Below are 25,510 nucleotides of genomic sequence, written 5' to 3'. Positions count from 1 at the left end.
ACAATGGGAGCCTCTCAAAGATCTTCCGTACATATATTCATTGCACATATTCTTAATGCAATAAAACGACTAGAATGAAATTAATATCTATTGAACTAAAGAGAAAATCAGAATGAAAAAAGGAATGTTGTTAAAAGGGTTAATAGGGATTTTATTATTATACCCAGTGTATTCACAAGCGATAACACTGAGTGCTTATCTTCAGGTTAAACAATTACTTACCCAAGACAATCCTGCTAATAAACAATTAGAGTCCGTAACACAAGCTTATCTTAATGGTATCGCGAATGGATTTAATTTTTATGCAGTTTCAGTAAGATTACATAATGAAGGTAATGATTTTAAACCACTTTATTGCCCACCTAAAAAAGTGGAGCAAAACGGCGATTTTATGGTTGAACATATTGATGCTTATTTAGATAAACATCCCATTGTTAAGCAGAAACAAAAAGATGCACCCATAGAATTAGTTTATATTCTTGCATTACAAGATGCTTATCCTTGCGATAAGTAAAAAGAAAAATAGCCACAGTCCCTGTGGCTAAAATGATTTGGTGTGCTCTTTTTCTTGTTATTTACTTCAGGTTGCCTCTCTCATAAGCTCCTTGATAGAAGACACTCAAGCCGTTGCTGTTTCAACTTGTTTTACAGGAACAAGATGACAACAATCGCTTTCACCGGTGTTTTCAAAAGTTGATAAACGGGTGATCAAGAGTGAATTCATGTCTGTTAATAATCCCTCGGTTTGTAGTTTTTGCATGATGCTTTCATCACAGTCATTATTGTTTTGACGCTGATAAGCCACCGGCGTTACACCACGTAATACAGTTAATTGACCAGCAAGTGCGGGATTATCTGTTAATGCATATACGTTGTTGTTTGGCATAAAGCGTGACAATAAGGTCACTGATTTGCCATTTTCTGTTAATGCAGCAACGCTTAAATGCTTGTCGTCATGGAAAGCCGTTGTCGCGGCGGCTAGTGCAATCCAGCGACCTGTTTGTGAATAGTAAGACGGTGATTGCCATGGGTTTTCAACATTAGCCGCAAAAGAGCGCTCAGCCCCTTCAGCTACACGCGCCATTGCACTAACGGCTTCTACGGGATATTTCCCTGCCGCAGTTTCGGCTGATAGCATCACGGCATCAGTTCCATCACCAACCGCATTCGCAATATCCATTACTTCTGCGCGTGTTGGCATTGGGCTTTCAATCATTGATTCCATCATTTGGGTTGCCGTGATCACCGGGCAACCTAATGCGCGACAGCGTGCAATCAGTTGTTTTTGTGCACCTGGTAAGCTGGCATCACCAATTTCTACGGCTAAATCACCTCGTGCTACCATAATGACATCAGATGCTTTAATGATGTCGTCCATGTTTTCTTCACAAGAAACTACTTCTGCACGTTCAACTTTAGCAACGATTTTGGCGTGACTTCCTGCTGCAATCACTAAACCACGGGCATATTCAATATCCGCACCATTACGTGGGAATGAAACGGCGATGTAGTCTGCTTGAATTGCGGCTGCTGTGTGTATGTCTTGTTTATCTTTATCTGTTAATGCCGGAGCAGATAAACCACCGCCAAGTAAGTTAATGCCTTTACGGTTAGATAATTTTCCACCAACAGTAACGACAGTTTCTATTTTATTATTATTGACGGCGCTGACTTGTAATTGAATATTGCCATCATCAAGTAACAGAATATTCCCTGGTGTGACTTCTTGAACAAGTTGTGGGTAGTCCAAACCAACTTGTTGCTCGTCGCCTAATGTGTTGTCTAAATCTGCATTTAGAATAAAGCTATCGCCTTGTTTTAATTGAATTGAATCATTTTTAAAGTTAGCGATACGAATTTTGGGGCCTTGCAGGTCTGCTAAGATCCCGATAAATACACGATGTTTTTCTGCGACCTGACGGATAGTTGCGGCAGTGGCCTGATGCTGTTCGCGAGTGCCGTGTGAAAAGTTTAAACGAAATACGTTAGCACCCGCTAAAATGAGTTTTTCAATCATCTGTTCTGAACAGCTAGCCGGGCCAAGTGTCGCAACAATTTTTGTCTTACGCATAATGACATTCTCTTTTTAAAGAGGGATACCTAAAGGTATCCCTTGATGACAACTTAATTAATTCATTAATCCATGGTCACTTTTTTCGCATTCCAGACTAGCGTTGCTAAAATCATGGAAACGATGGCAGAACCTATCCAGAAATACTGTACTGTGGTGAAGTCGTAGTGAGTGATATCGCCAACTTGAGTTACTTTAATCAGTGATGCTGAAATTAGTTCTTGAGCTGATGCTGCAATGTAAGCGAACAGTCCGATAAAGCCTTTTACTGCACCTACTGCGTTTTTCGGCATCAGGTCACAAGCGGTTAAACCTGCTAAGAACACAACCAGACCACCCATTGCAAAACCAACCATACTTAATGCAACAGCATCTATAACACGGCTTTGTGGACCCCAGAACATCAGTGCAAAACCAGCGATGTTGGCGATACCGTAAATTAATGTTGGAATATGACGGTTAGCGTTAAACAGTTTGTCTGAAGCCATACCCGCTAAGATTGCGCCGAAGAAACCCGCGATTGGGTAAGTAGACATTGCGAAACCTGCATCAATCAGTGAGTAACCTTTTGAACCTTGTAGGTAAAGGACAGCCCATGAACTGATTGCATAGCGAGAGATATACATAGCCGCACATGCTGCTGCGATGATCCACACTGTTGGTTGTTTTAATACGAATAACTGAGCGCGACGTGTTTCTTTAGGGTCACTTGATTTAACGGCTTCTGACTCTTCGCCATACGCGGTTGCTGGATCAGGTAAGCCATAAGTACGAGGACGGTCTTTTAAAATCATCAGTAAAACGATACCCGCAGCAATACCTGCGATACCTGCACCGATAAAACCTGCACGCCAGCCGAAGAAGCTCACTATGGTAGCTGTTAAGATCCACGTAATTGCTTCACCGATATTACGCGAGCCACCCCAGATGGAATAAACTGTACCGCGCTGTTTGGGTGAGAACCATTGGAAGATAGAGACACAAGAAGGTGCTGAACCCACAGACTGGAACCAACCGTTAATACCCCATAACAGGATAAAGAACAGGCTCGCCGTTGACATTCCCATGAAGATACAAACAAAGGAAGAGGCAATTAACGAGATGGACATAAAGCGTCCAATATTGGCATAATCTGACAAGAAGCCGTTAGAGAACTTACCAAATGCGTAGGTAAAGAAGAACGCAGAACCCATTAAACCGAGTTCAGCGGTGGTTACGATACCTGCATCCAGCATAGGTTTTTTCACCACACCGAGTGCCATACGAACCACATAGAACATGGCATAACCAAGAACAAGACCAAAGAAGACCTGCCATTGGTGCTTTTTATATATTGCGCGGATCTTTTCACTTGACGCTTCTATTAGCGGCAGATCCTTTCTGGTTTTAAAGAAACTTAGCATAAAGATGACTCCGAATATTATTCATGTCTGAAGCTGATTTTGGTTTTCAGAGCTGATGCTATTCATTTAGGTCATCTTGGTGCAAAAGAGGGAATTTGAGTCATCGATGACACATTCTGCTGAATCGGTGAGTCAAATTTGTAACATCGCTATTAGGCGTTGGTTTAAAAATGAGTGAAGATATCGTCGTATCATTGTTAGAAATGAGTCATTAAGGACTCATTAGCCAAAAATAATAAATATTGCTAAATATCAGAAGTTTGAAGTTCGACACATTTTTATGTTTATTCAAAACAAAACCAGGGGTATGTCATGAGAATAAGAATAACGCTTAGCCTCATCTGTTTGCTGTTTAGTTGGCTGTTTATCACACCTGTAAAAAGTGATGAACGGCCTTTAGTTGTCTTAACTACACTCGCTGATGCACCAATGCGTCCTCTTATGGCGGCATTTAATGAGCGCTATCCTGACACCAAATTACAAGTAATTTTTCGTCGTATGGCGATTGCAACTCGTATGATGAAGCAGTATCCAACACAGCCAGTTGATATTGTGATGTCATCGTCAGCTAACTTTTTTCATCATCTAGATAGGGAAGGCCTTTTGGCTAGGTTGCCTGTGGCGCATGAGGCACCAAAGTGGCTGACACGACATAGTGATATTTTAAATGACAAAGTGGCAACGATTGGATATTCGGGTATTGGTATTATGAGCAATGCACAATACTTACAAAAATGGGGAATTCCTGCGCCTAAAAGTTGGGAGGATATGACAGATCCTATCTATCAAGGGCATTTAACCATGACCACTCCAGCGAATTCAGGCACGATGCAGCTCATGGTGGAAAATGTACTACAAGAATATGGTTGGGAGAAAGGATGGCAAATATTACTTGAAACCAGTGGTAATCTTTCTTCCATTTCGGCACGGAGTTCACGAGTCAGCGATGCTATCGCCAGAGGCATTGTAGGTGCTGGGCCAATTATTGATAACTATGCCTTCAATCATCAAAAGCACTTTGATTATGTTAAATTTAGTTATTTTGATAACTCTATCATTTTACCTACTTATGTCGCCATAGTTGCGGAAAGTAGTAAGAGAGAAAAAGCAGCTAAGTTTATCGAATTTTTGCTTTCTGACGAAGGACAAGAAATTATTTATAAAAGTGATATGGCAAAGATCCCATTGAGCAAAACAGTATTAAAAAGTAATGATGAGTTGGCAAATAATACAGACTTTATACTTAACAGCAATCAAGCCTACCGTCGCAATGAAGTCGTCAGTGTCTTGTTCGATCAAATGATCACCCATAGCTTTCCATTAATGAAACAAACGTGGAATGAGATCCATGAAGCTGAAAAACAAGAAAATAAGACACCTGCGCGTATTCTTGCAATAAATGAAGCAAGAGCACTTGCGAGCAAGGTTATTATTAGTGAAGAAGAAGCAAATTCTCCTTTAACCCAAGCGTTATTTACAAAAGAAGCTGATCAGCGAGAATATTCAGATCAGGCACTGGCTTTACTTTATCAGTGGCGCACACAAGTGAATAAAAATTTAGAAAGTGCGTTAACACTATTGCATGAAAGTAAATCACCCTAACCGCCTTGTGGTTCAGATATACAGCAGGAAACGCTGTTTTTATGAAAGGTATTACGGATGAAATTATTAGTGCCTAAACAATTTGGCAAATTAGGTAGACGCCTGTATATGGCGTTTATTTTTAGCTCTTTACTCACCTTGTTGATTGGTGTGGTTATCTTTTTTATGTGGGGAAAGCTGGCGACGCAGATTAATGCGTCAGTGGGGGAATCTCTGCCTCTGTTAACCACCAGCTATACCATGGAACGTTATAGCACCAATTTACAGATGCTATTAAAAGAGCGAGAGCAAACACAAAGAAAATCAATTTCAGAGCAACAACAGCAGGAAATTCATCAGTTATTAGATAATTTGCGTGAGTTTCCTATTGAGCAAAAGCCACAGCGTGATTTTTATACTCAACTTGTTGATGAGTTATCAGAACTTATTAATCAACAAGATGTGTTATTGGATAAACGTCGAGAATTAGAAAATCGCCTTGCACAGTTATTAGGGCAATTGGCGTGGATGCATGACGCCGTTGGTGAAGACATTAAACCACTCCTTAATGAAATTGAGTGGCATGTCAGCCAAATGATCAATGAAAAAAATGTACAGGAAAACAGCCTACAACTCCTATTGGAATCAACCTTATTACAAGAGTTGTTTTCGACAGAAAATGAATTAATTAGTTTAGTTGAAGAAATTGCACATCAACGTTATAGCCGTGATATTGATGTCGCTTTCCACTATATCAGCGTCAAAATTGATGAAATTATTGCCTTAAATCAGAAACTAAAAAGCTATCCATCAACGATTGCCCATCGTCAGGTGTTACAAGAGATTATTGCGATCACCCGTTATGACGGTGATATCTATCAAACACTGCTTGATGATGTAGAAAACGAGAAAAAGCTCAAAGCATTAACCCCTGAACTGAATGAAAAATTATCACAATTTGATAATGCTGTAAGAGGTAATGTTTTTGCGACAAGTGAAGCGCTAAATAAACTTAATGATAATACCCGCAAACTAATGGCAACGGGGAAAATCGTTATTGTTGTCATCATTATTGCATCACTATTGCTGAGTATTATTGTGATGAAAATCTTGATTGATAGAAGACTTATCGCAAGATTAAATAAACTAAGTGATGACTTAGCACATGTTGCCAAAGGTAATTTAACCGAGCCAGTATTGATTGAAGGACAAGATGAAATTGGTCTGTTAAGTCGGCGGCTTCGCCGATTTTGGCGTCAAATGAAAGAAGTTGAAGCCAGTAATGCGTTAAATCTTATTAATAATACCGATGCAAGTTTAATTACTTGTCACCACGATGGCAGAATAGAAACGGTAAACCCAAGTGCAGCAACACTATTAGGCACAGGCAAAGAGCAAAGTAATAAGCCACTTTGGCTCCTGTTTAGTGGTGAGGCGAGCACTATGCTCAAAGCGCAATTTAGTTCAACGAGTCAGCTTTATCTTTTAGGGCAGAGTGAATGTACTATTCGAATGGTAAAAGTGGGTGAGCCGAATTTTTTACAATTTAATATTCGAGAATATCCGCATAAAGATGAACACAAATATATCGTCACAATCACCGATATTACTCGTCAAGAGTTAAGCCGATTAGAACTTCAACGCCTTGTTGCATTAAAAACACAAGATTTACAAGATAAAAACCAGCAATTAAATGAAGAAATTGTACGACGAGAACAAGCACAAAAACACTTAATTCAGACACAAGAAGAGTTAGTACAAGCTGCTAAAATGGCGGTTGTAGGGCAGGCGATGACAAGCCTTGCACATGAGCTTAATCAGCCACTTTCTGCAATCAATACCTATTTGTACAGTGCAAAACTGACTATGCAGATGGGAAAATATGATCAATTACCTGATTCTATCGAACGTATAGAAAAGCTGTGCGCACGAATGAATCGAATAATTACTGCATTGCGTAATTTTTCACGTAAATCTTCGTCTGAAATTAGCTTTGTTTCAGCGCCATTAAAAGAGTTGGTAGACAGCGCGATGGTGCTGGTGGAGTCTCGTTCTAAACGAGAGCAGTGCATTATTACGAATAATATTCCTGATGAATTAACTATTTGTGCAGACCCGACACAAATTGAGCAAGTCTTGGTTAATTTGTTTGTTAATGCAATGGATGCCATTGCGGGTATTGGTGAAAGCCAAATCACAATTGATCTTTTATCTGTTGATCCTAAAAGAAAACTAGTGGCGATTGCCGACAGTGGAAAAGGATTCAATTCAGAAGTTTTACCAAAACTATTTACCCCATTTACAACCACAAAAGATGTGGGGCTTGGGTTAGGGTTATCCATTTGCCGTTCAATTATGCAACGGTTTGGTTATGAAATTTACTTGGCCTCGACATTAAATGGTGGCGCCATGGTTGTTTTGGAGTTTACAGATGACACAATCACACATGCCTGATATCGACGTTTTATTAATTGATGACGATGAAGATATTCTTGAATCTTATCGTCATTTACTCAATCTTGCGGGAATGGTTGCCAGAGTAACCGACTCACCAGAAAAAGCATTAAGCCTTTTAACACCAGAATGGCAGGGAGCTGTTGTGCTTGATATCTATATGCCAGCAATGAATGGCATGGAAGTATTAGAGCGCATTAAACAAATTGACTCTCGTATTCCAGTTATCATGATCACAGGGCATGGCGATATACCGTTAGCAGTAGAAGCGGTAAAAAAAGGCGCTTATGATTTTATTGAAAAACCGATTAATCCACCTGTTTTCTTAGAGTTAGTGGCGAAGGCTCACAAAGAGCGTCAATCCATTCTTTCTCTTAGAAATGCGGTAATAAGCACCACACAAGAGCGATTAGTGGGAGACAGTGCGCAAATCACCGCGATCAGAGAACAAGTACAACAAATTGCCGATATCGATAAAGATTTAATGATAGAAGGTGAGATGGGAACGGGGCGTCATCTTCTTGCTCAGCTATTGCATGAATTAAGCCCGCATAGTGATAAAGCTATCCAAACAGTCGATTGCCAAAATTTATCGGATATCAAACAGGTTATTGCTCAAATTGAAGCGGATGAAATAGGAACGCTGATTTTACGTTCCCCTTATGATTTATCATCAGAAGCACAACGCTGGTTAAGTTCTTATCTGTTAGATATGGAACGCCAAGGAAAGCGTCATTTTAGAACGATTGCGATTTTAGAAAATAATACCCAGCAACTTGTAACAGAAGGACGATTAATCCCTGAATTCTATTACTATTTTTCACAAATCACTTTTTCACTGCCTCCGTTAAGTGCCAGACGTCCTGATATTATTCCATTATTTAGAGCTTTCTTACGACAAAGCGCACAGCGACTTGGCATTGCAGTACCGAAGATTGATCGTAATTACCTCGATATTTTAAAGCGCTACGATTGGCCGGGTAATATTCGTGAGTTACGAAATGTGGCCGAACTCTATGCAGTAGGTATTGTGAAAATGGTGGATAGTGAACAACATCGAGCCATTATTCCACCTGAAGGGCCTTTGGATAATCTTGTGGATGAATATGAGCGTCGATTAATAGAAGATGCGTTATATTTATTTGCGGGACGTGTAAGTGATGTGGCGGATTATTTGGGTATTCCACGTAAAAAGCTATATTTACGAATGAAAAAACATGATCTCGATAAAGATAGCTATAAACCACAGGTTTAAATTCCCATCTATTTGATAATAAAGAAGCGCCATATTGGCGCTTTTTCTAATTTATTTTTCTTAAAATCTTATTAAGAGCTAAATATAAAAATAAGGTATCTTTATTTGATGTTAATAATGGTGTTTTTTACATACCTGTTACGAGGTATTATTATCATCATTTTATGATTAATATCATTTTCATTTATTAAAAAAGGAATTTTATTCCATAATTGACTATATTAAAATGAATGCTCATAAAAAGAGATTCATATTATAATCATGCTTGTAATATTTTTTAAAATATTATTAACGATAAATTCACATGCTATTTTAAATATCATCGTAATCAGATTATCAGAATATTAATTAAATTAAATAAAATGATTTAATTTAATGGAGGCTTTCAATTGAGATGAATCCTAAGTGTTTTTGTATAATGGAGGCTTTCAATTGAGATGAATCCTAAGTGTTTTTGTATATATGTTGGCTTTATCGTGTCAGTAGAATATAATTTTCTATATTTTGGTGTCTTTTTGTTGTAAAAGACTAGTTAATTTTATTAATTTGGTTTTTATATTTATTTTACTCTCAATGAGTGTTAATTGTGGTGCCTTTGTTTTTTATTAAGTAATAATATCTAACCTATATGTGCTTTTAGTTTAAAATACTTTATTTACTCATTTAAAGAATTGTTTCATTTGATAACTATCCTTGGGTTTTACTAATAATATCATTTTTTGACTTTTGACTTAATTTACGCCTTTTGAGAGTATTTAATCGAAAAATAAGTAAAGGAACTTAATTTAAATCCGTTTTTTTACTTTAATTTTTACTCTTACTTTCTGATTAAAGTTTATTGCTTATTTACATGTCTTAATAAGATGTTTTTATTAATTAAGGAACTTAATTTTTAAAATGTCTAAAAGCGACGTCTAAAAAGGTAATACGATTAATTTATTCAGTAAATTAATTTGAATATGAATGCAAAAAGGATGCATTTGTAGGATATCTCCTATCTTGGTTTGATAAAGAATTATCAATGGATCTGTAATATTTAAATTGTAGCAAAGCGATCAAGTGTAATGACTTGTCGTTTATTTCATCTGGAACCAAGAAATATTAATATCTTTATTGTGCATAAAGGAAATTTTATGAAATTTACTAAATTAGCTTTAGGTGTTGCGTTATCTTTAGTTGTTGCTGCTCCTAGCTTTGCAGCAGATCCAGCGGAAAGTAGTGAAGGTAAAGTACGTTTCACTGGTTTTATCAATGACGTTCCTTGTTCAATTGATAACAATAGCTTAGATCAAACGGTTAAGTTTGGTGAAATCGCGTTACATGAACTAACAAGCAATAAATTCCGTTCAGATAGCGAAAACTTCGATATCGTACTGAAAAACTGCTCAACTGAAACTTATAAAACTGCAAAAGTGTTATTTACAGGTTCAACTGTAAGTGGTTTTGATGGTTATACTGGTGAATTACTGGGCCTAGGTGGCAAAGTACAAAACGCAGGTATCGTTATCACTGACCGTGGCAATAATCCAATTACTTTTGGTCAAGGTTTCCCAGTAGCTGGTCACGCTTTAAATAATGGCGACGGCTCTGTCACAACATTGCAGTTCTCAGCTTACGTGAAAGGTAATGAAGCTGTTGATAAGAAAGCAACAACGGGTTCTTTCGATACAGTAGCTAACTTTAAAGTTGTCTACCAATAATAGTTGTTGTTTTAATAAGATGTGTGGCGTTTAGGCGCCATGCATCTCATCAATATTATCTTCTGTTAATAATGCTGAGGATGGCATAGCAAAATGAAAAGCATGAAAATAAATACGATCACAAAAGTAATGCTTTTATTCTTTGTTCCTTTTTCGTTACCTGTTTTTGCAGAAGAAGCTGTAGATTTTAATACCGATTTCTTAACAGATAAAGGTATTGAAAATACCGACTTTACTAAATTCTCTTACGCAAATTATATTCAGCCAGGCACTCATTTACTGGCAACTGACGTTAATAAACAAAGAATAAGAAACGAAGAGCCTATTTTATTTTTTGCCCCAGATTACAACGCAGAGTTATCCATTCCTTGTATCACTCCTGAGGTTTATCCTATTTTAGGTTTAAAGTCTGAATGGGAAAAAAAAGTCACTTGGTTAACAACGAATAATACACAGTGTCTTGATTTCCGTTCCGTGCCAAATATGAATGCAGTGGGTGATCTCTATACGGGTATTTTAAATATCAGTATTCCTCAAGCCTTTATGGAATATCAAGATCCGAGTTGGGATCCCCCTTCTCGTTGGGATGATGGTATTGCAGGATTTTTCCTTGATTACAATATGAGTAATCGTCTTATTCGATATGAAAACAACGGCCAAGGTACCGAAACGGGAACCAATATTAGTGGTGTAATGGGCATTAATATGGGCGCTTGGCGTTTTCGTTCAGATTGGCAAGCCTCCGCCGGTAATTTAAATAACAACGACAAATCTTGGCGTTGGAATCAGCTTTATATTTTCCGAGCTATTCGATCTTTAGGCGCTAAATTAACTTTAGGTGAACAATACTTATCATCAGAACTTTTTGATAGTTTTCGTTATCTTGGTGCTTCATTAGAAAGTGATAACGCGATGATCCCTCCTCGTTTACAAGGTTATGCGCCTGAAATCGCAGGTGTTGCAAGGACTAACGCTACCGTCATTGTGCGTCAAGATGGTCGTATCGTTTATCAAAATGAAGTGAGTCCGGGCCCATTTCGTATTCAAGATGTGAATACATTCGGGGGAGGAACCTTAGATGTTTCTATTGAAGAACAAGATGGTTCAGTCCAACGATTTCAAGTGGAAACCTCGCGTTTAGGTACACTGACAAGACCAGGTCAGTTTTTATATAAACTGGTGATGGGTAAGCCAACTAAAAATGAGCATGATACTGAAGGCCCCGCCTTTTCATTAGGCTCCTTTTCATGGGGGGCAGCGAATAACACCACGATTTATGGCGGATTATTAGCCTCAACTGAATATCAAAATATTGCTTTAGGTCTAGGGCAAGACTTAGCGCCATTTGGGGTGCTTTCATTTAATATTTCGGCTTCGCGTGCTGAGATGGGCAGTAATTTTGATGATAAGACACTATCTGGTACTTCTTATAACGTTACCTACTCAAAACAATTTGATCAAATAAATAGCCAGATCACGTTTGCTGGTTATCGATTTTCACAACGTGATTATTTAAGTATGACCCAGTTTTTAGATGGTCGTTATAGAGGGCTTCATATTGATAGTGGTAAAGAGCTTTATACCGCCATCTTTGGCACGGCTTTCCCTGATTATAATATCAATACCTATTTAAACTATTCCCGACAAACCTATTGGAATAGGCCGTCAACAGATAACTATAGTTTTACGATTTCAAGTTATTTTGATTGGGCTAATTTTAAAAATTTATCCGTCAACCTATCCGCTTATAAAGTGGAATCAAGCTATAACAATGACGAAGGTGTTTATGTGTCATTGGGTGTACCACTAGAGCGTAATGAAGCCAATATTAGTTATTCGGGATCATTTAATCGTCATAATACGAGTAATTCTGTTAGCTATTATGAACGCATTAATGAGCGTAGTACGTATAACTTATCTGCGGGTACTTGGGATAGCGATAAAGTTAATCTTTCTGGTTTCTATAACTACGACGGTAATTTAGCAAAACTCACAACAAGCGGAACTTATACCCAAAATAACCAAAGTGCATTATCGATGCAATTAATGGGAGGCGTCACGTTAACGCCTGAAGGGGGGGCTCTTCATCGAGTGACTTCAATGGGTAATTCCCGAATATTAGTGGATACCAATAATGTTGAAGATATTCCTATTAAAACAGGTTTAACACCTATTGAGACTAACCATAGTGGTAAAGCAGTCTTAATGGGCGTGCAAAACTATTCTCGTAGCCATATTACTATTGATGTTAATAACCTTCCTGAAAAAGCGGATGCCGTTCAATCATCACAATATGCCACTTTAACCGAAGGGGCGATTGGTTATCGTAAATTTAATGTTATTGAAGGTGAGAAAGTCTTAGCGGTAATTACCATGGCGAATAAGAAATATCCTCCTTTTGGCGCCAGCATTTATAACAAAGATAAATTAGAAGTCGGTATTGTTTCAGATGACGGTTTTGTTTATTTATCGGGTGTGAATGCAGGAGAAACATTAGATCTGAATGCGAATGGTGAAACTTGCCAATTCCAGTTACCCGCAGTATTAGAAAATAATTTAAGCAACATGTTGTTGCTTCCTTGTAAGTAATTAAATTTAAGTCAACGGTGAATGAAATGAAATACATCAACCCAAAAACATTAGGCGCTATTGTCACTATTTGCCTTTTTTCTCAATCAACTTATGCCGCAATTGCATTAGATAGAACCCGTGTTTTATATAATGAAGGTGAGCGCTCAGTAAGTATGATGTTAGAAAATGAAAATGAGTCTAAACCTTATTTAGCGCAATCTTGGCTTGAAAATAGTCAAGATGAAAAAATTAATTCTCCTTTTATTGTGACGCCACCTGTTCAGCGTATTGAAGCTGGAAATAAAAGCCAAATAAAAATACAGGCATTACCTGCAACGAATATGTTGCCAACAGATAGAGAAAGTATTTATTACCTTAATGTTCGTGAAATTCCTCCTCGTAGTGATTCACCTAATGTTTTACAAATCGCATTACAAACAAAAATTAAAGTGTTTTATCGACCCAAAAGTATTGTTGCACCGAGCCGTTTAGAAACTAATCCAATGGAAAAAAATATTGTGATTGAAAAACAAGGTAGTAATTATAATGTGAAAAATCCTTCACCTTATTATCTTACTATCACCAAAATCAGAAAAAATAATGCCGAAGTGAATGGTTTTGAAGCCGTCATGATTGAGCCTTTTGGTCAAGGTTCACTAGGAACAAAAGTGGGTGACTTAGGTGCTGCACCTGCAATTGAATATCTCAATGATTTTGGAGGTTTGGTTGAATTAACATTCCAATGTCGTGGAGATATTTGTTCAGCAAATATCAAAGATAAGAAGGCGTAATATTATGCTTATATTCCGAGGTGTAATACTTTTTCTTTGTATGAGTTTTCTCGCTCCTTCTGTATGGGCTGTTTCTGGCTTTTTAAGAGTAACAGTCAATGGCAGCGTGGAATCGCGTCCTTGTAAAGTTAACGATGGCAAGCCTATTGAGGTTAACTTTAATGATGTGCTAACCACAAGAATAGAAAACGAAAATTATAAACAAAAAATGGATTACACCTTAGATTGTAAGACGACAGGCAACCCAAATATGTCCGTAAAATTTACGGGTGAAAGTGCGGGTTTTGATACGCGTTATTTAAAAACCAGCGTAACTGATCTTGGGGTGTTATTTAAAGCCGCAGATAATAATATTTATATGGGCAGTTCTTTTCCATTTAAATATGAAACACCGCCAGAGCTTTATGTTGTATTGGTGAAAAAAAGTGGCGCGATTTTACCGAGTGGTGGCTTTAATGCAACTGCAACCATGCAGGTTTATTACAACTAAGAGAGGAATAAAGAATATGCGCTATTATCCATTCCTCATTATGTTATTTTTATTTTCAATATCTTCCCCTAGCTTAGCGAAAGATAATGAAACACAAGTCCTTATTAAAGGTAATTTATTGACACCACCGCCTTGTAAAGTGAATGACGGAAATATGATCGAGGTGAATTTTGGCCCTGTTGCGATAAAAACCATTCAGGGTTATGACCAAAAACGAGAAATAAATTACCAAATTACTTGTGATGAGAATTTAAATAACTGGAATATGTATTTATGGATTGATGGTAGTAAAAGCAGTTTCGATCCTAATGGGCTTAAAACGAATATTGATGATTTGACTGTGAAATTTATGATGGGTAACTCTGTTATCGATTTAAATAAAAAATATTCGATTAATCTTAATAGCCCTGAAAAGATTTGGGCTGTATTAGTTAAAAAAGAAAATAGTGAGCTTAAACCTGGTAATTTTACCTCGGGTGGCACATTATTTGTGGAGTACCAATAATGAATAGATTGACCTTATATCGCACTATTATTGGCAGTTGTTTATTATTTTCTTCATCTGTTTTCTCTGCTGATAATATGAATATCTTTGGTTCATTAATTATCGCACCTTGTAAAGTTTTGCCAGAGCATTCTCAAGTGGATGTGGTTTTTGATGAAATTCGCTTGGATGATATTTATAAGAGCTATTTTGAATTTGAGAAAAAAGATTTCAAAATTATTTTATCTGAATGCGATATCTCTATTGCAAAACAAGTCAAAATTAAGTTTGAAGGGCAAACACATAATGAGCTGGCGGGATTATTGGCATTAGATGCTAGCGCTAATAATCCTGATTTAGGAATACAAATTATGACTAAAGAAGGTGTCCCTATTAAATTAGGGGATTACACCAGTTTATATAATATTCCTAATAATGGTATTTTTGAGCTTAATTTTATTGCTTATCTGCAAGCAACAGCGGCTGCTATTGCAAATAAATCAATTAAGCCGGGGCACTTTTCTGCTACTGCCGTGTTTTCTTTGAAATATGAGTAAAAGATAATGAAAAAAATACAGCAAATTTTAAAGTTACTGATTGTGTTATGGAGTTTCTCTCTCATTAATGCGCAAGCTGCAGGCTATTTTTCTTATATTACTTCTATTACAAGCCCTGAAACGCGTTATCATTTTGTCATGGAATATTGGCATGCAACCGAAACGTATCCTAACCCATGTGCTTTAGTGCTTCCGGGAAAAGCTCGATGTTATATACAAATAAACCACTTACATAGTGGGAAGGATACTGGTGGTGTAGCTGATAGGGCACCTTGGCGTTGTCGTGAAAATATTGCAGATCTACCGAATGAAAAAGCCGTAGTCGATTATTTGGTTAATCAATGCGGGCTGTCTTTTCCTTATGTCGCTTATAGTCAGCATGCTGGAACGGTAACGACAGATGAGTGTATCGGTTTCTTTTTAACAACCAGTGCAGGAGGCGGAAGTGGTAAGCTTGTTCCTAACGGAGTGTGTGGTATCGCGCCACCGCCTGCAGGAAAATGTGCATTTGTGAGTGATAATTTAACACTGTCTCATGGCGTGCTTGATGTGGAACAAGTGAATAATCACGAAGTGACACGACAGTTTTCTTTTACTTGTAATACCAATATGCCAGTAAGAATTTCAAGTGCGCAAATTGATCATTATTTGGATCTAAAACCAGATGGAAGTATTCGTTCACTTTTAACGTTAAATGGCTCACCTGCGTCAATAGGTACACAAGTTAATGCAATCCAAAATCAATATATGACCGTTGATATTAGATCGAAATTACAAACGTTCGGCACGCCTTCGTTAGGTAACTTTAGCGGCACTACGACATTGGTATTATCAATACCTTAATAATTATAAGAGTCAATAATGACCTATTATCGATAGCGTTTTTCGTTGACTTACCCGCACATTATTGTGCGGGTTTTTTTATGAGATTAATTTGAAAAGAGTTTTATAGCGAGATTGGTTCAATAACTAATTCGCCCTTATTGGTGTCTAATTTTAACTTTTGGGATTCAGTGACTTTTAATAACGCAGATCCTAAATCGACTAACATAGGTAAGCGCATTTCAGCCGCGATAATGGCGCTGTGAGAGCGACTATCACCTTTTGCTAAAGCAATACCGACCAATTGACTATCAACTAATTGAATTAATGTGGAAGGAAAAAGCTCTTTTGCAACCAAAATAGCAGGTTGTGAAGGGGTAAAGCTTGGGCGAGTTTTATCTTGTAAATGATAAAGTACTTGATTACGTAGATCACGAAGATCGAGTTCGCGTGCGCGTAAATAGGGATCAGAGAGGGCGCAATACAATTGTGTTCTTTCTTGCATTTCATCCGACCAACTTTGTTGAGCGCTGATCTTCTCTTCTTTAATGCGATCAATCACACTCGTAATTAACTCATCATCATCTAACATCATGATATGGCCGTTAAAAATAGCACCAATATGCTCACCTAATGTCTGGCTCGCTTTATTGGCTGTCTGTTTTAGAGCTTTTAGCGTCTCTTTTATTGCAAAATTAAGTTTGCCAACTTGAGCACTAATATCAATTGGTTCAGATAAGTTTTCTATCGGTGATAGCTCTATTTCATGCCAAATAAAAGCCGGTGCTTTAATTTGAGATACAGGGGCTAAAGTACCTTTTAATGTTATGGTATTAGAATCAGAAGGTAGCTCTTCACCAAAGCCATTTCGGGCAAGTTCAAGAAACGCCGCAATAGCTTCATCTTCTTGTTCACCAGATGCAATTAGCGTTATTTCATCACCTTGGCGAATTTGTATTAATGAAAGCTGATTTAAACTGAGAGGATTAATTCGCCTATCCCCTTTAACTAATTGATAATCAGCTTGAAAAGTAGAAAGCACCTCAACTAACGTTGCAGTCGGTCTTACGTGTAATCCATGAGGATTACGAACAACCCAACTTGCCTCTTTACCATGAATTTTGACCGGAGCATTAATGTCATTTTTAGGTTGAACGAAATTTTCACCCAGTTGAATTTTCTTTGGATATAAAGAATTTGAAGCTTCTTCAATCACTTTTTCTAGTGATGCTCCTGAAGATGCCGCTACAACTGCTGCAAGTGTACCTTCAACTAAGGGAGCAGAGCAGAGGGTGACTTTTTCAGCTAGCTCGGGATCAAGTAACTCAATCGCAGTTTCTGCACTTAAGATTGCACTGCCTAAATCCATCATCACAACAATAGATTGTGCTTGTGAAAGCGATTCTATCGCCGTCATAATTTTAACGGCATCAGTACCAATCGCATGTTCTTCATCGTTGATACCTGCGGCAACTGCAAGTTGGCAATGAGCCGGATTAAGCATCTGACTGGCAAGTTCTGCCACACCATCAGCGAGATGTTTACTATGAGAAACAATAACAATATTTATCATGGTAGACCTTTATTGGTTGCTTGTATTGGTTACTTGGTCAGTTATGCATTAATACTATTTGCAAGGGCTTGTATCATCAGTACCACAGAAGCACTGCCGGGATCTTTATGTCCGATACTGCGCTCACCTAAGTAGCTTGCTCGTCCTTTTCGAGCTTGCATCGGAATAGTGTTTTCAGCGGCTTTTTCAGCGACAATTTGTGCTTGGTTGAGGGCTTCTTTAATAGAAAGATGTTGTTCATTAGATTGCTTTAATGACTCAACCACTGGCCACCAAACATCACACATGGTTTTGTCATTTGGCTCTGCTTTTCCTCGGCTTACAATGCCTTCTACACCTTCTGTTACCATTTCAACGAGTTGATTAAGTTCTAGATTTTGCAATGAAGCCGTGGGTTTGGCGGCACGAATAAAGAAGGTGCCAAATAGAGGACCACTTGCTCCGCCAATATTTGAGAGCAATGTCATGCCTGTGGTTTTAAGGATGGTACCAATATCTTGCCCTTCAAATTCAGGTAGTTTTTCTTGCACTTTTTTAAAGCCACGGTTCATATTTAAACCGTGGTCAGCATCACCAATTTCACGATCTAAATCCGTTAAATAATCACTATTTTGTTCAAACAGCAGTGCACATTGTTGTAACCAAAGAATAATTTGAGCATGAGTTAAAGCCATTTTTTGTTCCTTTTCTTGTTATTAAACACTTATTTCACCATCGCAGGTGTATTTACAGGGGCATCCCATAAGGTAAGTAATTCGTTATCAACTTTTAATAACGTTATTGAGATCCCTGACATATCGAGCGAAGTACAATAAGAACCAATTAAAGAACGTTCGATGGTTAAGCCAAATTTTTCACAGCATTGGGTTAAACGGTTATAAACACCATAAAGCTCAGATTGTGGTGTGGCACCTAAGTTATTAACTAAAACAATGACACGGTCGCCAGATTTTAAAGGCTGTTTTTCCTGATTTTCATCGATCCAAGTGCCGTTTTCACGATCCCAATTGCGGATCACACGTTGATAGTGACCATTTTCAATTAAGGTATTAAACATGGCATCAACAGTATCATTGAGGGACGTAAATTTACGGCGGTCAATACCCGGTTCACCATGAATACCAACACCAAACTCCATTTCATTTTCAGGTAAAGTAAAAGAAGGTTTTCCTGCGGCTGGAACCGTACAGGCTTCCAAGGCTATACCGATAGAAAAACCATTGTTATTAATGTGATGACCTAATTTAACCAGTTTATCAAGAGAGTCGCCTCTTTCAGCTGCCGCACCCAGTAGTTTTTCAATTAATACGGTATTGGCAACACCACGGCGTCCTGCGGTATATAAGCTATCTTTTACTGCCACGTCATCATCAACTAATACTGTTGCGATTTTTACACCATCGTCATGAAGCAGTTCTGTTGCAGTTTCAAAATTCAGCACATCACCGGTGTAGTTTTTCACGATCATTAAAACACCTTCACCGCTATCAATGGCTTTGGCGCAGTCATACATTTTATCAGGTGTGGGTGACGTAAATATTTCACCCGGACATGCACCATCAAGCATTCCTTTACCCACAAAACCTGCATGCATGGGTTCATGTCCGCTACCACCGCCGGACAATAGAGCAACTTTACCTTTTACTGGAGCATCTTTTCGCGTGACATAAAAAGAGGAGGGATGAAGTTTGATTTCAGGATGGGCTTTTGCAAAGCCTTGTAGTTGTTCAGATAACACATCATCAACTCGATTAATCAGCTTTTTCATCTTAAATGCTCCATTTGAAATTTGTGTTTAGTCTTCAAACTAGAAATAAGGTTTCTGGTTTGGGGGGCTGACAAATTATTTATTAAAGGATTGGCAAACACTGCATCAATAGGCGGTGTTTGTTTTATTTAAAACATAAGAATTATTTTTATTTAGCTTAAAAATGAATCTACATCATTTATCTTTCTATAAGAATAGGTTAGTCAAATAACCTGTCAGAATGGGAGCAAGATCATAAAAATAAATGAAAAAAATAGTATCTGTTCGAGATGATTACATGCCTTGCAAAAGAGTAAGTGCTTTCTCTCGTTGTTCTGGAGAAAGGTTTTTAATCACATCTAATAACAATGTATCTTTGTTTTTTGCACTAGGCATAAGAGTGTGACTAAATGTGAGGTTTAAAACAAAGGTATGCCCGCATTCAGGATCACGGCAAGCACAATAGAGATCAGATAACTCTTTGTGTTTACGATTACTTTTCTTTATAAGCGCTTTTTCACCACATTCAGGACAAAAAATAGTTAGAACACGCATGTTATTTTTCTCTTTACTAAGGGCTATCAGATGCCTTCTATATTAGCTTAAATTTGTATTATAACCAGCCTATTTATTGTTTTTTTATATAAATCTTTGTTTTAAAGTTATTTTAAGGCGCTTAAAACAAGTTTATTTGTTTTGTTTGATGTGAATAGTTCGGTTATTGTCGGATAAACACATATAACCGACAATAACCGAACAAACTTACTAGATTGAAATACAAAGTTTGTAGATAATAGCTTCACGTTAAATCATACGGAGATAAGCAACATATTGAATTTATTGTTTATTTTTTCTGTTGGTTTTCAGTGTGAGTAGACAGCAATAGATAAGGATGTCTATTACAAGTTAACAAGGAAGTGAGTAAAAATACTTTTCAATAGTTGAGGACTGAGTGTGAAAGGATTTCGCATAGCGTTCAAGTGAAAAGTGTTAAAAGCTGATCTTTATAATAAAAGTCGATGAAATAAGTTTTGTCTCGAATGACTAAGGAATTAGGTCATGTTCAACACACAAGCGTTATATGCATGGATTGCACTCATGGCGTTTAGTTTGGGTTGGATTGCTCAAGGATGGCATCGAGACAATATGACGTTAGAACAACGGATGTTAATAACGGCAATCGAAGATCAGGTGAGCATGGATGCTTGCCCTGATCTTCAACTTTTTTTTTCTTTTTTTGGCGATAAATCACTAGAACACGCTTATTCACTTCGGTTTTCTCCGTCATATCAAGAGATGGTGAAATTGAGTTTAGATAATCAGTGTGCCAATGCTGACTTTATTACTGTGTTTAATAATACACAATGTGAAGTTGGTGGAGATTTAATTGACTGATAATTAATAAATTTATTCTATTTTTGTCATGTCTTTATTGTCATTTAGTCACCCTTATCAAGCCTAAATACGCTGGCGCCCTTTGGGGCTAATCAGTTGGCCTTGTATGTCAGCGATACCAATATGCGCTATACAGCCTGCATTAAATTGTAAATAGTCATCTTCGATACCATCAGAGAAAATCACACCGTTTTCGGGCATTAGAGATTCTAATTGTAAAGGTGAATCAGGCTCAATAGTTCCAAAGGTCAGAGCTACACCTGTTGTTCGACTTGGAAAAGGTTCTCTCACACTAAATTGCAGTTTTTTGTCACCCCAGCTAAATCCTTGTAATAGGGGATGTGACGCTTCCCCTGTGATTGCCATTGCCCCCGCGAGAATAGATTGAAACCATCCTGTAGATCCCAATCCTGTTGATACAATAATTCCTGATGAAGATTGAGCTTCTTGAGCACCACTCCATTGTAAAATATAACGTGCAGAGGTATGGCTTCTGGGGCCAATAAATAAGTCATTAACGGCTAATAGTGATTGACCATCATTGGTTGTCGCTTGTGCAAAGGTCACGGATTTAAACGGCATTTTTTGATTAATGGTATTAATCACCGTCTCTTTTAATTCACCTATTTCAAAAGGAAGTAATTTGCCATCCCATCTTGAAGGATCTGGATTGATGGCAATAATAGGCTGTCCATTAAGGTATTTCAGCGTATTGGCGACCAGCCCATCTTGACCAATTACCACCACAATATCGTGGGGTGAGAATTGATAGCTAGGCAATAAGTTTCTTTCTAATAGCTGAAAACGTCCTAATGATTTTAAAACCAGCTCTGCCTGTGTTAATTGTTTTTGATATAAGTTGTGTTCGTTGAGGTAATCCGTTACCTCAACATTGTTGTGTTCTAAATAGAATTTGGCTTGTGACCACGTATTAAAACGCTCAATTAATTCCTGTAAGCGGCTTTTTCTCATCACTAGCACAAAGCGAAAATCTTCTTTACGATCCATTATTTATTGCCTTTTTTCATGAATTGGCTAAATAAATCAGGAGTAATATTTAACTCACCAATTTTCCCTGAATTAAGTGCTAAGGTTTCAAATGCCATTGCCATTAATTGTTGTGAGTCCATTTTCGCTAATGCCATGGCTTTGAGGTTTTCAACCGGCAATTCACGATAAGCACGCATGGTCGCTTCAATCGCATAAGCATCAGCTTCTGATTGTGTTCGCTGATTTTCAGCGCTTAGCGCGACTAATTCTTTGCGTTTTGCTTCGGCATTGACTTTGGCTTCAAGGCGCTCTTTTTCAATCTCTGCTTGTTCCCGTAATAATGTGCGTTCATTTTCTAGACGTGCTTCTTCAATTTCTTGACGTTTACGTTGAACAGATAAATCGGTTTCCAATTCAGCCTCTTTAATAGTGCGTTCTTGTTCTACCGAGAATTTACGACGAGCATAAATGGCATCGTCGGCTTCTTTCAATAATGACTCCCTTGCTTCGGCTTCAAGTGCTTTTAAAGTTTCTGGTGATGGAGTGATTGCTGCAATAGAGACATCTAAAATCGCAATACCTAATGCATCTAATGATGGGTGTTCAATTAATTGTTCCATCACCAAAGTCACTAATGATTGGCTAAGTAATAACGCTTCTCTAAGTGGTGTACTTTGGATCTTTGCTTGAATTAAGGTTTGTGCAATGCGTACAACGCGATCGCTGAGTTTTAATGGATCTTCTGAAGCATAAGATTTACCGTTTTTGCTCAAGTTAAAGTTAAGCACTTCGGCCGCTTTTTCAGGAGATTTTACTTGGAAGGAAATTTGTCCTTGAATACGTAACCCCTGAAAGTCTGCCGTTTGGAAGTTAAAAATAAACGGCGCTTCTTGGGCATTTAAAGGTAGTGCGGCAATAGAGGTTGTGGCTGAGTTATACCAAAAACTCAATCCTTTACCTTGTTGGCGAATTTTGCCGTTTACCGATTTAATAATGAAAGTTGATGAGTCTGCTTTGAAATAGTTTAAGTTAAACATAGGATATCTCCAATTAGTGTCCTTATGACAATAACTAGATTGTGTCCTATCGACACTATGCTTGTCAACTGATTTAGTGTCTTTATGACAAAATTTGATTTTTTGATGTTTAGGCTTAAAATAGTTTCATCGTTTTCTAATAAAGCTTACGCCATGAATGAACAAAATTTTTTAGCCAGTTATAACCGCCGCGATTTCCTGTCACCACTGATCACCGTTGATGCGGCACTGTTTACTTATCATGAAGAGCAGTTAAAAGTATTGTTGGTGAAAAGAGGGGAGCATCCTGAAAAAGGAAAATGGGGTTTACCCGGTGGGTTTGTCGATGAAGTTCAGGACAAATGCCTTGAAGATACTGTGCTAAGAAAATTAAAAGAGAAAACGGGTGTGATCCCTCCTTATATTGAGCAACTCTGTTCAGTGGGAAATAACCAGCGTGATGTAAGAGGTTGGTCTGTGACGGTCTGTTATACCGCGTTGATTGCACATCAAGTGTGTGAAGCACATATTGATACTGTGGATTCGGTAATGTGGTGTCCTATCAATGAGATTGCACAACAAAGCTTAGCTTTTGATCACCATGAATTAATTACACAAGCGAGAGAGCGATTAAAGCAAAAATCACTCTATTCGATTGTGCCCGGATTCGCATTACCTGAAGTCTTTACCTTGCCTGAGTTGCAGCATGTGCATGAAATTTTAATTGGTAAAGAGATCCAGAAAAAATCTTTTAGACGACGCATCGAACAAGCAGATTTATTGATTGATACGGGAGAAAAACGAGCAGAGAGAGGACGCCCTGCAAGTCTGTATCGACTTAAAAAGGCGTCTGCGGATTATCGTTTTATTCGTAATCTTGAGTTCTAATTCGTGAGCTGTTTAACAAAATAATTGGCGCCATCTCGGATGGCGTCATCCGCGATTTTCATCATGCGTGAATAATGCAAAAAGGCATGTAATGTGCCGGAATACATTTTATATTCACAAGCTAATTGATGGGCCTTTAGGGTTTTAAATAGCGTCACGCTGTCATCAATAAGCGGATCGTACTCTGCGCTGGCGATAAAACAAGGGGGAATATCTTGCGTTAAATCATTATTAAATAAGCAATAATAAGGCGCATCACGATTGCCTAACGCGGTTAAATAGGCATTATCATACTCTTCGAGATCTTGCTGGCGTAATCCATCCCATTCACCCCCATAAAGCCGACGGCTGGTGGAATCACGCAAACCGTATAATCCATACCACAATAAAGCGGCACTTACTTTGCCACAGTGGATCTGTTTGTCGCGTAACCACAGTACAGTCGCTAGCGATAACATGGCACCTGCAGAATCGCCAGCAAAACCAATGTGTTGAGTGTTAATGCCGTAATGGTCAGCATGTTGATAATAAAACTGGCAGACTTGCGCTGATTCATCAATTGCTTGTGGATAATGCGCTTCTGGTGATAGTGAATAATCAATACCAATCACAGCACAACCTGTATAAGACGCAAGTAAACGCATAATGCGATCGTGAGTATCTAAATTCCCTAAAATAAAGCCCCCGCCATGAAGATAATAGAGTGTTGCGGGTGTTTTTTCATTGGGCTGATAAAGACGTGTTAATACCTCGCCATAAGAAGTGTTAACGGAAATATCTTGAATGCTAAACATCTCTGGTGCATCTGCATTCCAATAACGTCTGTCTTGATTATAAGCAAGGCGCATAGAAGGGTAGTCATTACTTTCCGGCACAGGTTGCGGATTATCTGCATAAAATTGCATAACTTGCTGCATTTCTGGTGAAATAAGTTCTAGTACGTTGATTTTATTTTTAGTTTTCATTAGCCCCTCCAATTATCACTGTGCGGTATTGTAAATAATGGGGCTTAATAAACTGAGATCTTGATATCCAATATTGAACGTTAGAGAAGCATTGAAGGGTTTTACGTTAAAAATGTGATTTTGCGTTGATATCAAATAAAAGGCGAAAGTTTGATAGATTGCACAATTTTTCTTAACTAAATAATAGTTGGTAAATAAAAATGATTATTAGAAGTGTTATTATATGTAAATGTTTAATCTTATTTAAGAAAAAAGAATGAAGACAAAATTAGCTATTTTAAGTTTACTTTGCAGCACCATTTTATTAAATGGATGTGCTACTCAATCAATACAGTCGGATGCAAAATCAAAGTTAGTCAGTGAACCAGAAAAACTGACTCAGAGTGAAATAGATGAGTTAAATCTTGCGGCTAAAAATTACCCTAAGAGTTTATTACGAGTGTATCCTAATTATCCTGTAAAAGCCTATTATCAAGGCGTTGAGGGAGTATTAAATATTAAATTTGATGTTGATGAAAATGGGTATGTACAAAATATTAGGGTATTAGATTCCCCTTTAGTGGAGTTTTTTGGTTTGTCGACTATTCATGCTATGGAAAAATGGCGTTATGAGTCGGGAAAACCAGCAAAAGATTTAAATTTAACAATGGAATTTAAACGTTGATTTAAAAATAGCTTTAAAAATAGCTTTAGGAATAACACCATTAATAAGAGTAAAGCTAACAAGGTAGAAAAGAGAATAACCCTTTATTAATTG

Annotated in this window: 23 protein-coding genes; 14 read left to right on the top strand and 9 right to left on the bottom strand. The window is 37.7% G+C overall.

All coding sequences use genetic code 11. The features are described from left to right. Window positions 1-112 precede the first annotated feature (112 nt). Entirely contained in the window at window positions 113-514 is a 402-nt protein-coding gene (locus CBE70_RS07520; RefSeq protein ID WP_100158853.1) for a hypothetical protein, read from the top strand. Between the two features lie 105 nt (window positions 515-619). Here CBE70_RS07520 and pyk read toward each other — a convergent pair whose 3' ends face one another. Together pyk and CBE70_RS07510 are read right to left on the bottom strand one after the other, a co-directional pair. Next, complete coding sequence (gene pyk, locus CBE70_RS07515) at window positions 620-2,071, bottom strand: pyruvate kinase (protein WP_100158852.1); 1,452 nt, start codon at window positions 2,069-2,071, stop codon at window positions 620-622. Between the two features lie 65 nt (window positions 2,072-2,136). Further along, the gene (locus CBE70_RS07510; protein ID WP_100158851.1) at window positions 2,137-3,474 is read right to left on the bottom strand and encodes an MFS transporter; all 1,338 of its coding nucleotides are present in this window, start codon (window positions 3,472-3,474) and stop codon (window positions 2,137-2,139) included. 312 nt (window positions 3,475-3,786) lie between these two features. Here CBE70_RS07510 and CBE70_RS07505 point away from each other — a divergent pair, with 312 nt between their 5' ends. The 10 genes from CBE70_RS07505 to CBE70_RS07460 all read left to right on the top strand — a co-directional run bounded on the left by CBE70_RS07505 (window position 3,787) and on the right by CBE70_RS07460 (window position 16,200). After that, window positions 3,787-5,076, top strand: a complete 1,290-nt coding sequence (locus CBE70_RS07505) for an ABC transporter substrate-binding protein (RefSeq protein WP_100158850.1) — start codon at window positions 3,787-3,789, stop codon at window positions 5,074-5,076. 57 nt (window positions 5,077-5,133) lie between these two features. After that, window positions 5,134-7,509, top strand: coding sequence for an ATP-binding protein (locus CBE70_RS07500; protein ID WP_100158849.1), 2,376 nt, complete (start codon window positions 5,134-5,136; stop codon window positions 7,507-7,509). Beyond that, on the top strand, window positions 7,487-8,764 hold the full coding sequence (locus CBE70_RS07495) for a sigma-54-dependent transcriptional regulator (protein ID WP_100158848.1): 1,278 nt from the start codon (window positions 7,487-7,489) through the stop codon (window positions 8,762-8,764). Before CBE70_RS07500 ends, CBE70_RS07495 begins: the two co-directional genes overlap by 23 nt. A gap of 1,133 nt (window positions 8,765-9,897) precedes the next feature. Continuing rightward, on the top strand, window positions 9,898-10,464 hold the full coding sequence (locus CBE70_RS07490) for a fimbrial protein (protein WP_100158847.1): 567 nt from the start codon (window positions 9,898-9,900) through the stop codon (window positions 10,462-10,464). Between the two features lie 93 nt (window positions 10,465-10,557). Then, window positions 10,558-13,053 (top strand): fimbria/pilus outer membrane usher protein, encoded by a 2,496-nt coding sequence (locus tag CBE70_RS07485; protein WP_100158846.1) that lies wholly within the window; start codon window positions 10,558-10,560, stop codon window positions 13,051-13,053. Between the two features lie 26 nt (window positions 13,054-13,079). Then, window positions 13,080-13,826 carry a fimbria/pilus periplasmic chaperone gene (locus tag CBE70_RS07480; RefSeq protein ID WP_100158845.1) on the top strand — a complete coding sequence of 249 codons (747 nt, stop codon included), beginning with the start codon at window positions 13,080-13,082 and terminating at the stop codon, window positions 13,824-13,826. A gap of 4 nt (window positions 13,827-13,830) precedes the next feature. Next, window positions 13,831-14,316, top strand: a complete 486-nt coding sequence (locus CBE70_RS07475) for a fimbrial protein (protein WP_100158844.1) — start codon at window positions 13,831-13,833, stop codon at window positions 14,314-14,316. Window positions 14,317-14,332: 16 nt separating this feature from the next. Continuing rightward, window positions 14,333-14,821 carry a fimbrial protein gene (locus CBE70_RS07470; protein ID WP_100158843.1) on the top strand — a complete coding sequence of 163 codons (489 nt, stop codon included), beginning with the start codon at window positions 14,333-14,335 and terminating at the stop codon, window positions 14,819-14,821. Continuing rightward, entirely contained in the window at window positions 14,821-15,357 is a 537-nt protein-coding gene (locus CBE70_RS07465) for a fimbrial protein (RefSeq protein ID WP_100158842.1), read from the top strand. The genes CBE70_RS07470 and CBE70_RS07465 overlap by 1 nt, the downstream gene beginning before the upstream one ends. A 6-nt stretch (window positions 15,358-15,363) precedes the next feature. Beyond that, window positions 15,364-16,200 carry an MrpH family fimbial adhesin gene (locus CBE70_RS07460; RefSeq protein ID WP_100158841.1) on the top strand — a complete coding sequence of 279 codons (837 nt, stop codon included), beginning with the start codon at window positions 15,364-15,366 and terminating at the stop codon, window positions 16,198-16,200. A gap of 103 nt (window positions 16,201-16,303) precedes the next feature. On the opposite strand, the gene dhaM is transcribed toward CBE70_RS07460, so the two are convergent. The 4 genes from dhaM to CBE70_RS07440 all read right to left on the bottom strand — a co-directional run bounded on the left by dhaM (window position 16,304) and on the right by CBE70_RS07440 (window position 20,054). After that, window positions 16,304-17,752, bottom strand: a complete 1,449-nt coding sequence (gene dhaM / locus CBE70_RS07455; protein ID WP_100158840.1) for a dihydroxyacetone kinase phosphoryl donor subunit DhaM — start codon at window positions 17,750-17,752, stop codon at window positions 16,304-16,306. Between the two features lie 41 nt (window positions 17,753-17,793). Next, window positions 17,794-18,426 carry a dihydroxyacetone kinase subunit DhaL gene (dhaL, locus tag CBE70_RS07450; RefSeq protein ID WP_100158839.1) on the bottom strand — a complete coding sequence of 211 codons (633 nt, stop codon included), beginning with the start codon at window positions 18,424-18,426 and terminating at the stop codon, window positions 17,794-17,796. A 29-nt stretch (window positions 18,427-18,455) separates the two neighbouring features. Then, entirely contained in the window at window positions 18,456-19,520 is a 1,065-nt protein-coding gene (gene dhaK / locus CBE70_RS07445; RefSeq protein WP_100158838.1) for a dihydroxyacetone kinase subunit DhaK, read from the bottom strand. A 273-nt stretch (window positions 19,521-19,793) separates the two neighbouring features. Then, window positions 19,794-20,054, bottom strand: a complete 261-nt coding sequence (locus tag CBE70_RS07440; RefSeq protein WP_023582814.1) for an ogr/Delta-like zinc finger family protein — start codon at window positions 20,052-20,054, stop codon at window positions 19,794-19,796. A 504-nt stretch (window positions 20,055-20,558) separates the two neighbouring features. On the opposite strand from CBE70_RS07440, the gene CBE70_RS07435 reads away from it, so the two are divergent. Further along, window positions 20,559-20,894 carry a hypothetical protein gene (locus CBE70_RS07435; protein WP_100158837.1) on the top strand — a complete coding sequence of 112 codons (336 nt, stop codon included), beginning with the start codon at window positions 20,559-20,561 and terminating at the stop codon, window positions 20,892-20,894. 63 nt (window positions 20,895-20,957) lie between these two features. On the opposite strand, the gene CBE70_RS07430 is transcribed toward CBE70_RS07435, so the two are convergent. Together CBE70_RS07430 and CBE70_RS07425 are read right to left on the bottom strand one after the other, a co-directional pair. Beyond that, entirely contained in the window at window positions 20,958-21,902 is a 945-nt protein-coding gene (locus tag CBE70_RS07430; protein ID WP_100158836.1) for a diacylglycerol kinase catalytic domain-containing protein, read from the bottom strand. Next, the gene (locus tag CBE70_RS07425; RefSeq protein WP_100158835.1) at window positions 21,902-22,921 is read right to left on the bottom strand and encodes an SPFH domain-containing protein; all 1,020 of its coding nucleotides are present in this window, start codon (window positions 22,919-22,921) and stop codon (window positions 21,902-21,904) included. The genes CBE70_RS07430 and CBE70_RS07425 overlap by 1 nt, the downstream gene beginning before the upstream one ends. Window positions 22,922-23,074: 153 nt before the next feature. On the opposite strand from CBE70_RS07425, the gene CBE70_RS07420 reads away from it, so the two are divergent. After that, window positions 23,075-23,788: an NUDIX hydrolase gene (locus tag CBE70_RS07420; RefSeq protein ID WP_100158834.1), complete on the top strand. Its 714-nt coding sequence runs from the start codon at window positions 23,075-23,077 to the stop codon at window positions 23,786-23,788. Here CBE70_RS07420 and aes read toward each other — a convergent pair. Beyond that, window positions 23,785-24,753 (bottom strand): acetyl esterase, encoded by a 969-nt coding sequence (gene aes, locus CBE70_RS07415; protein ID WP_100158833.1) that lies wholly within the window; start codon window positions 24,751-24,753, stop codon window positions 23,785-23,787. The genes CBE70_RS07420 and aes overlap by 4 nt on opposite strands. Window positions 24,754-25,009: 256 nt before the next feature. Here aes and CBE70_RS07410 point away from each other — a divergent pair, with 256 nt between their 5' ends. Continuing rightward, window positions 25,010-25,417, top strand: a complete 408-nt coding sequence (locus tag CBE70_RS07410) for a TonB family protein (RefSeq protein WP_100158832.1) — start codon at window positions 25,010-25,012, stop codon at window positions 25,415-25,417. Window positions 25,418-25,510 lie beyond the last annotated feature (93 nt).

The sequence above is a fragment of the Proteus columbae genome (genome assembly GCF_002777965.1).
Classification (GTDB): Bacteria; Pseudomonadota; Gammaproteobacteria; order Enterobacterales; family Enterobacteriaceae; genus Proteus; species Proteus columbae.
Note: the sequence above shows the minus strand (reverse complement) of the source record. Positions and strands in the feature narration are given on the sequence as shown.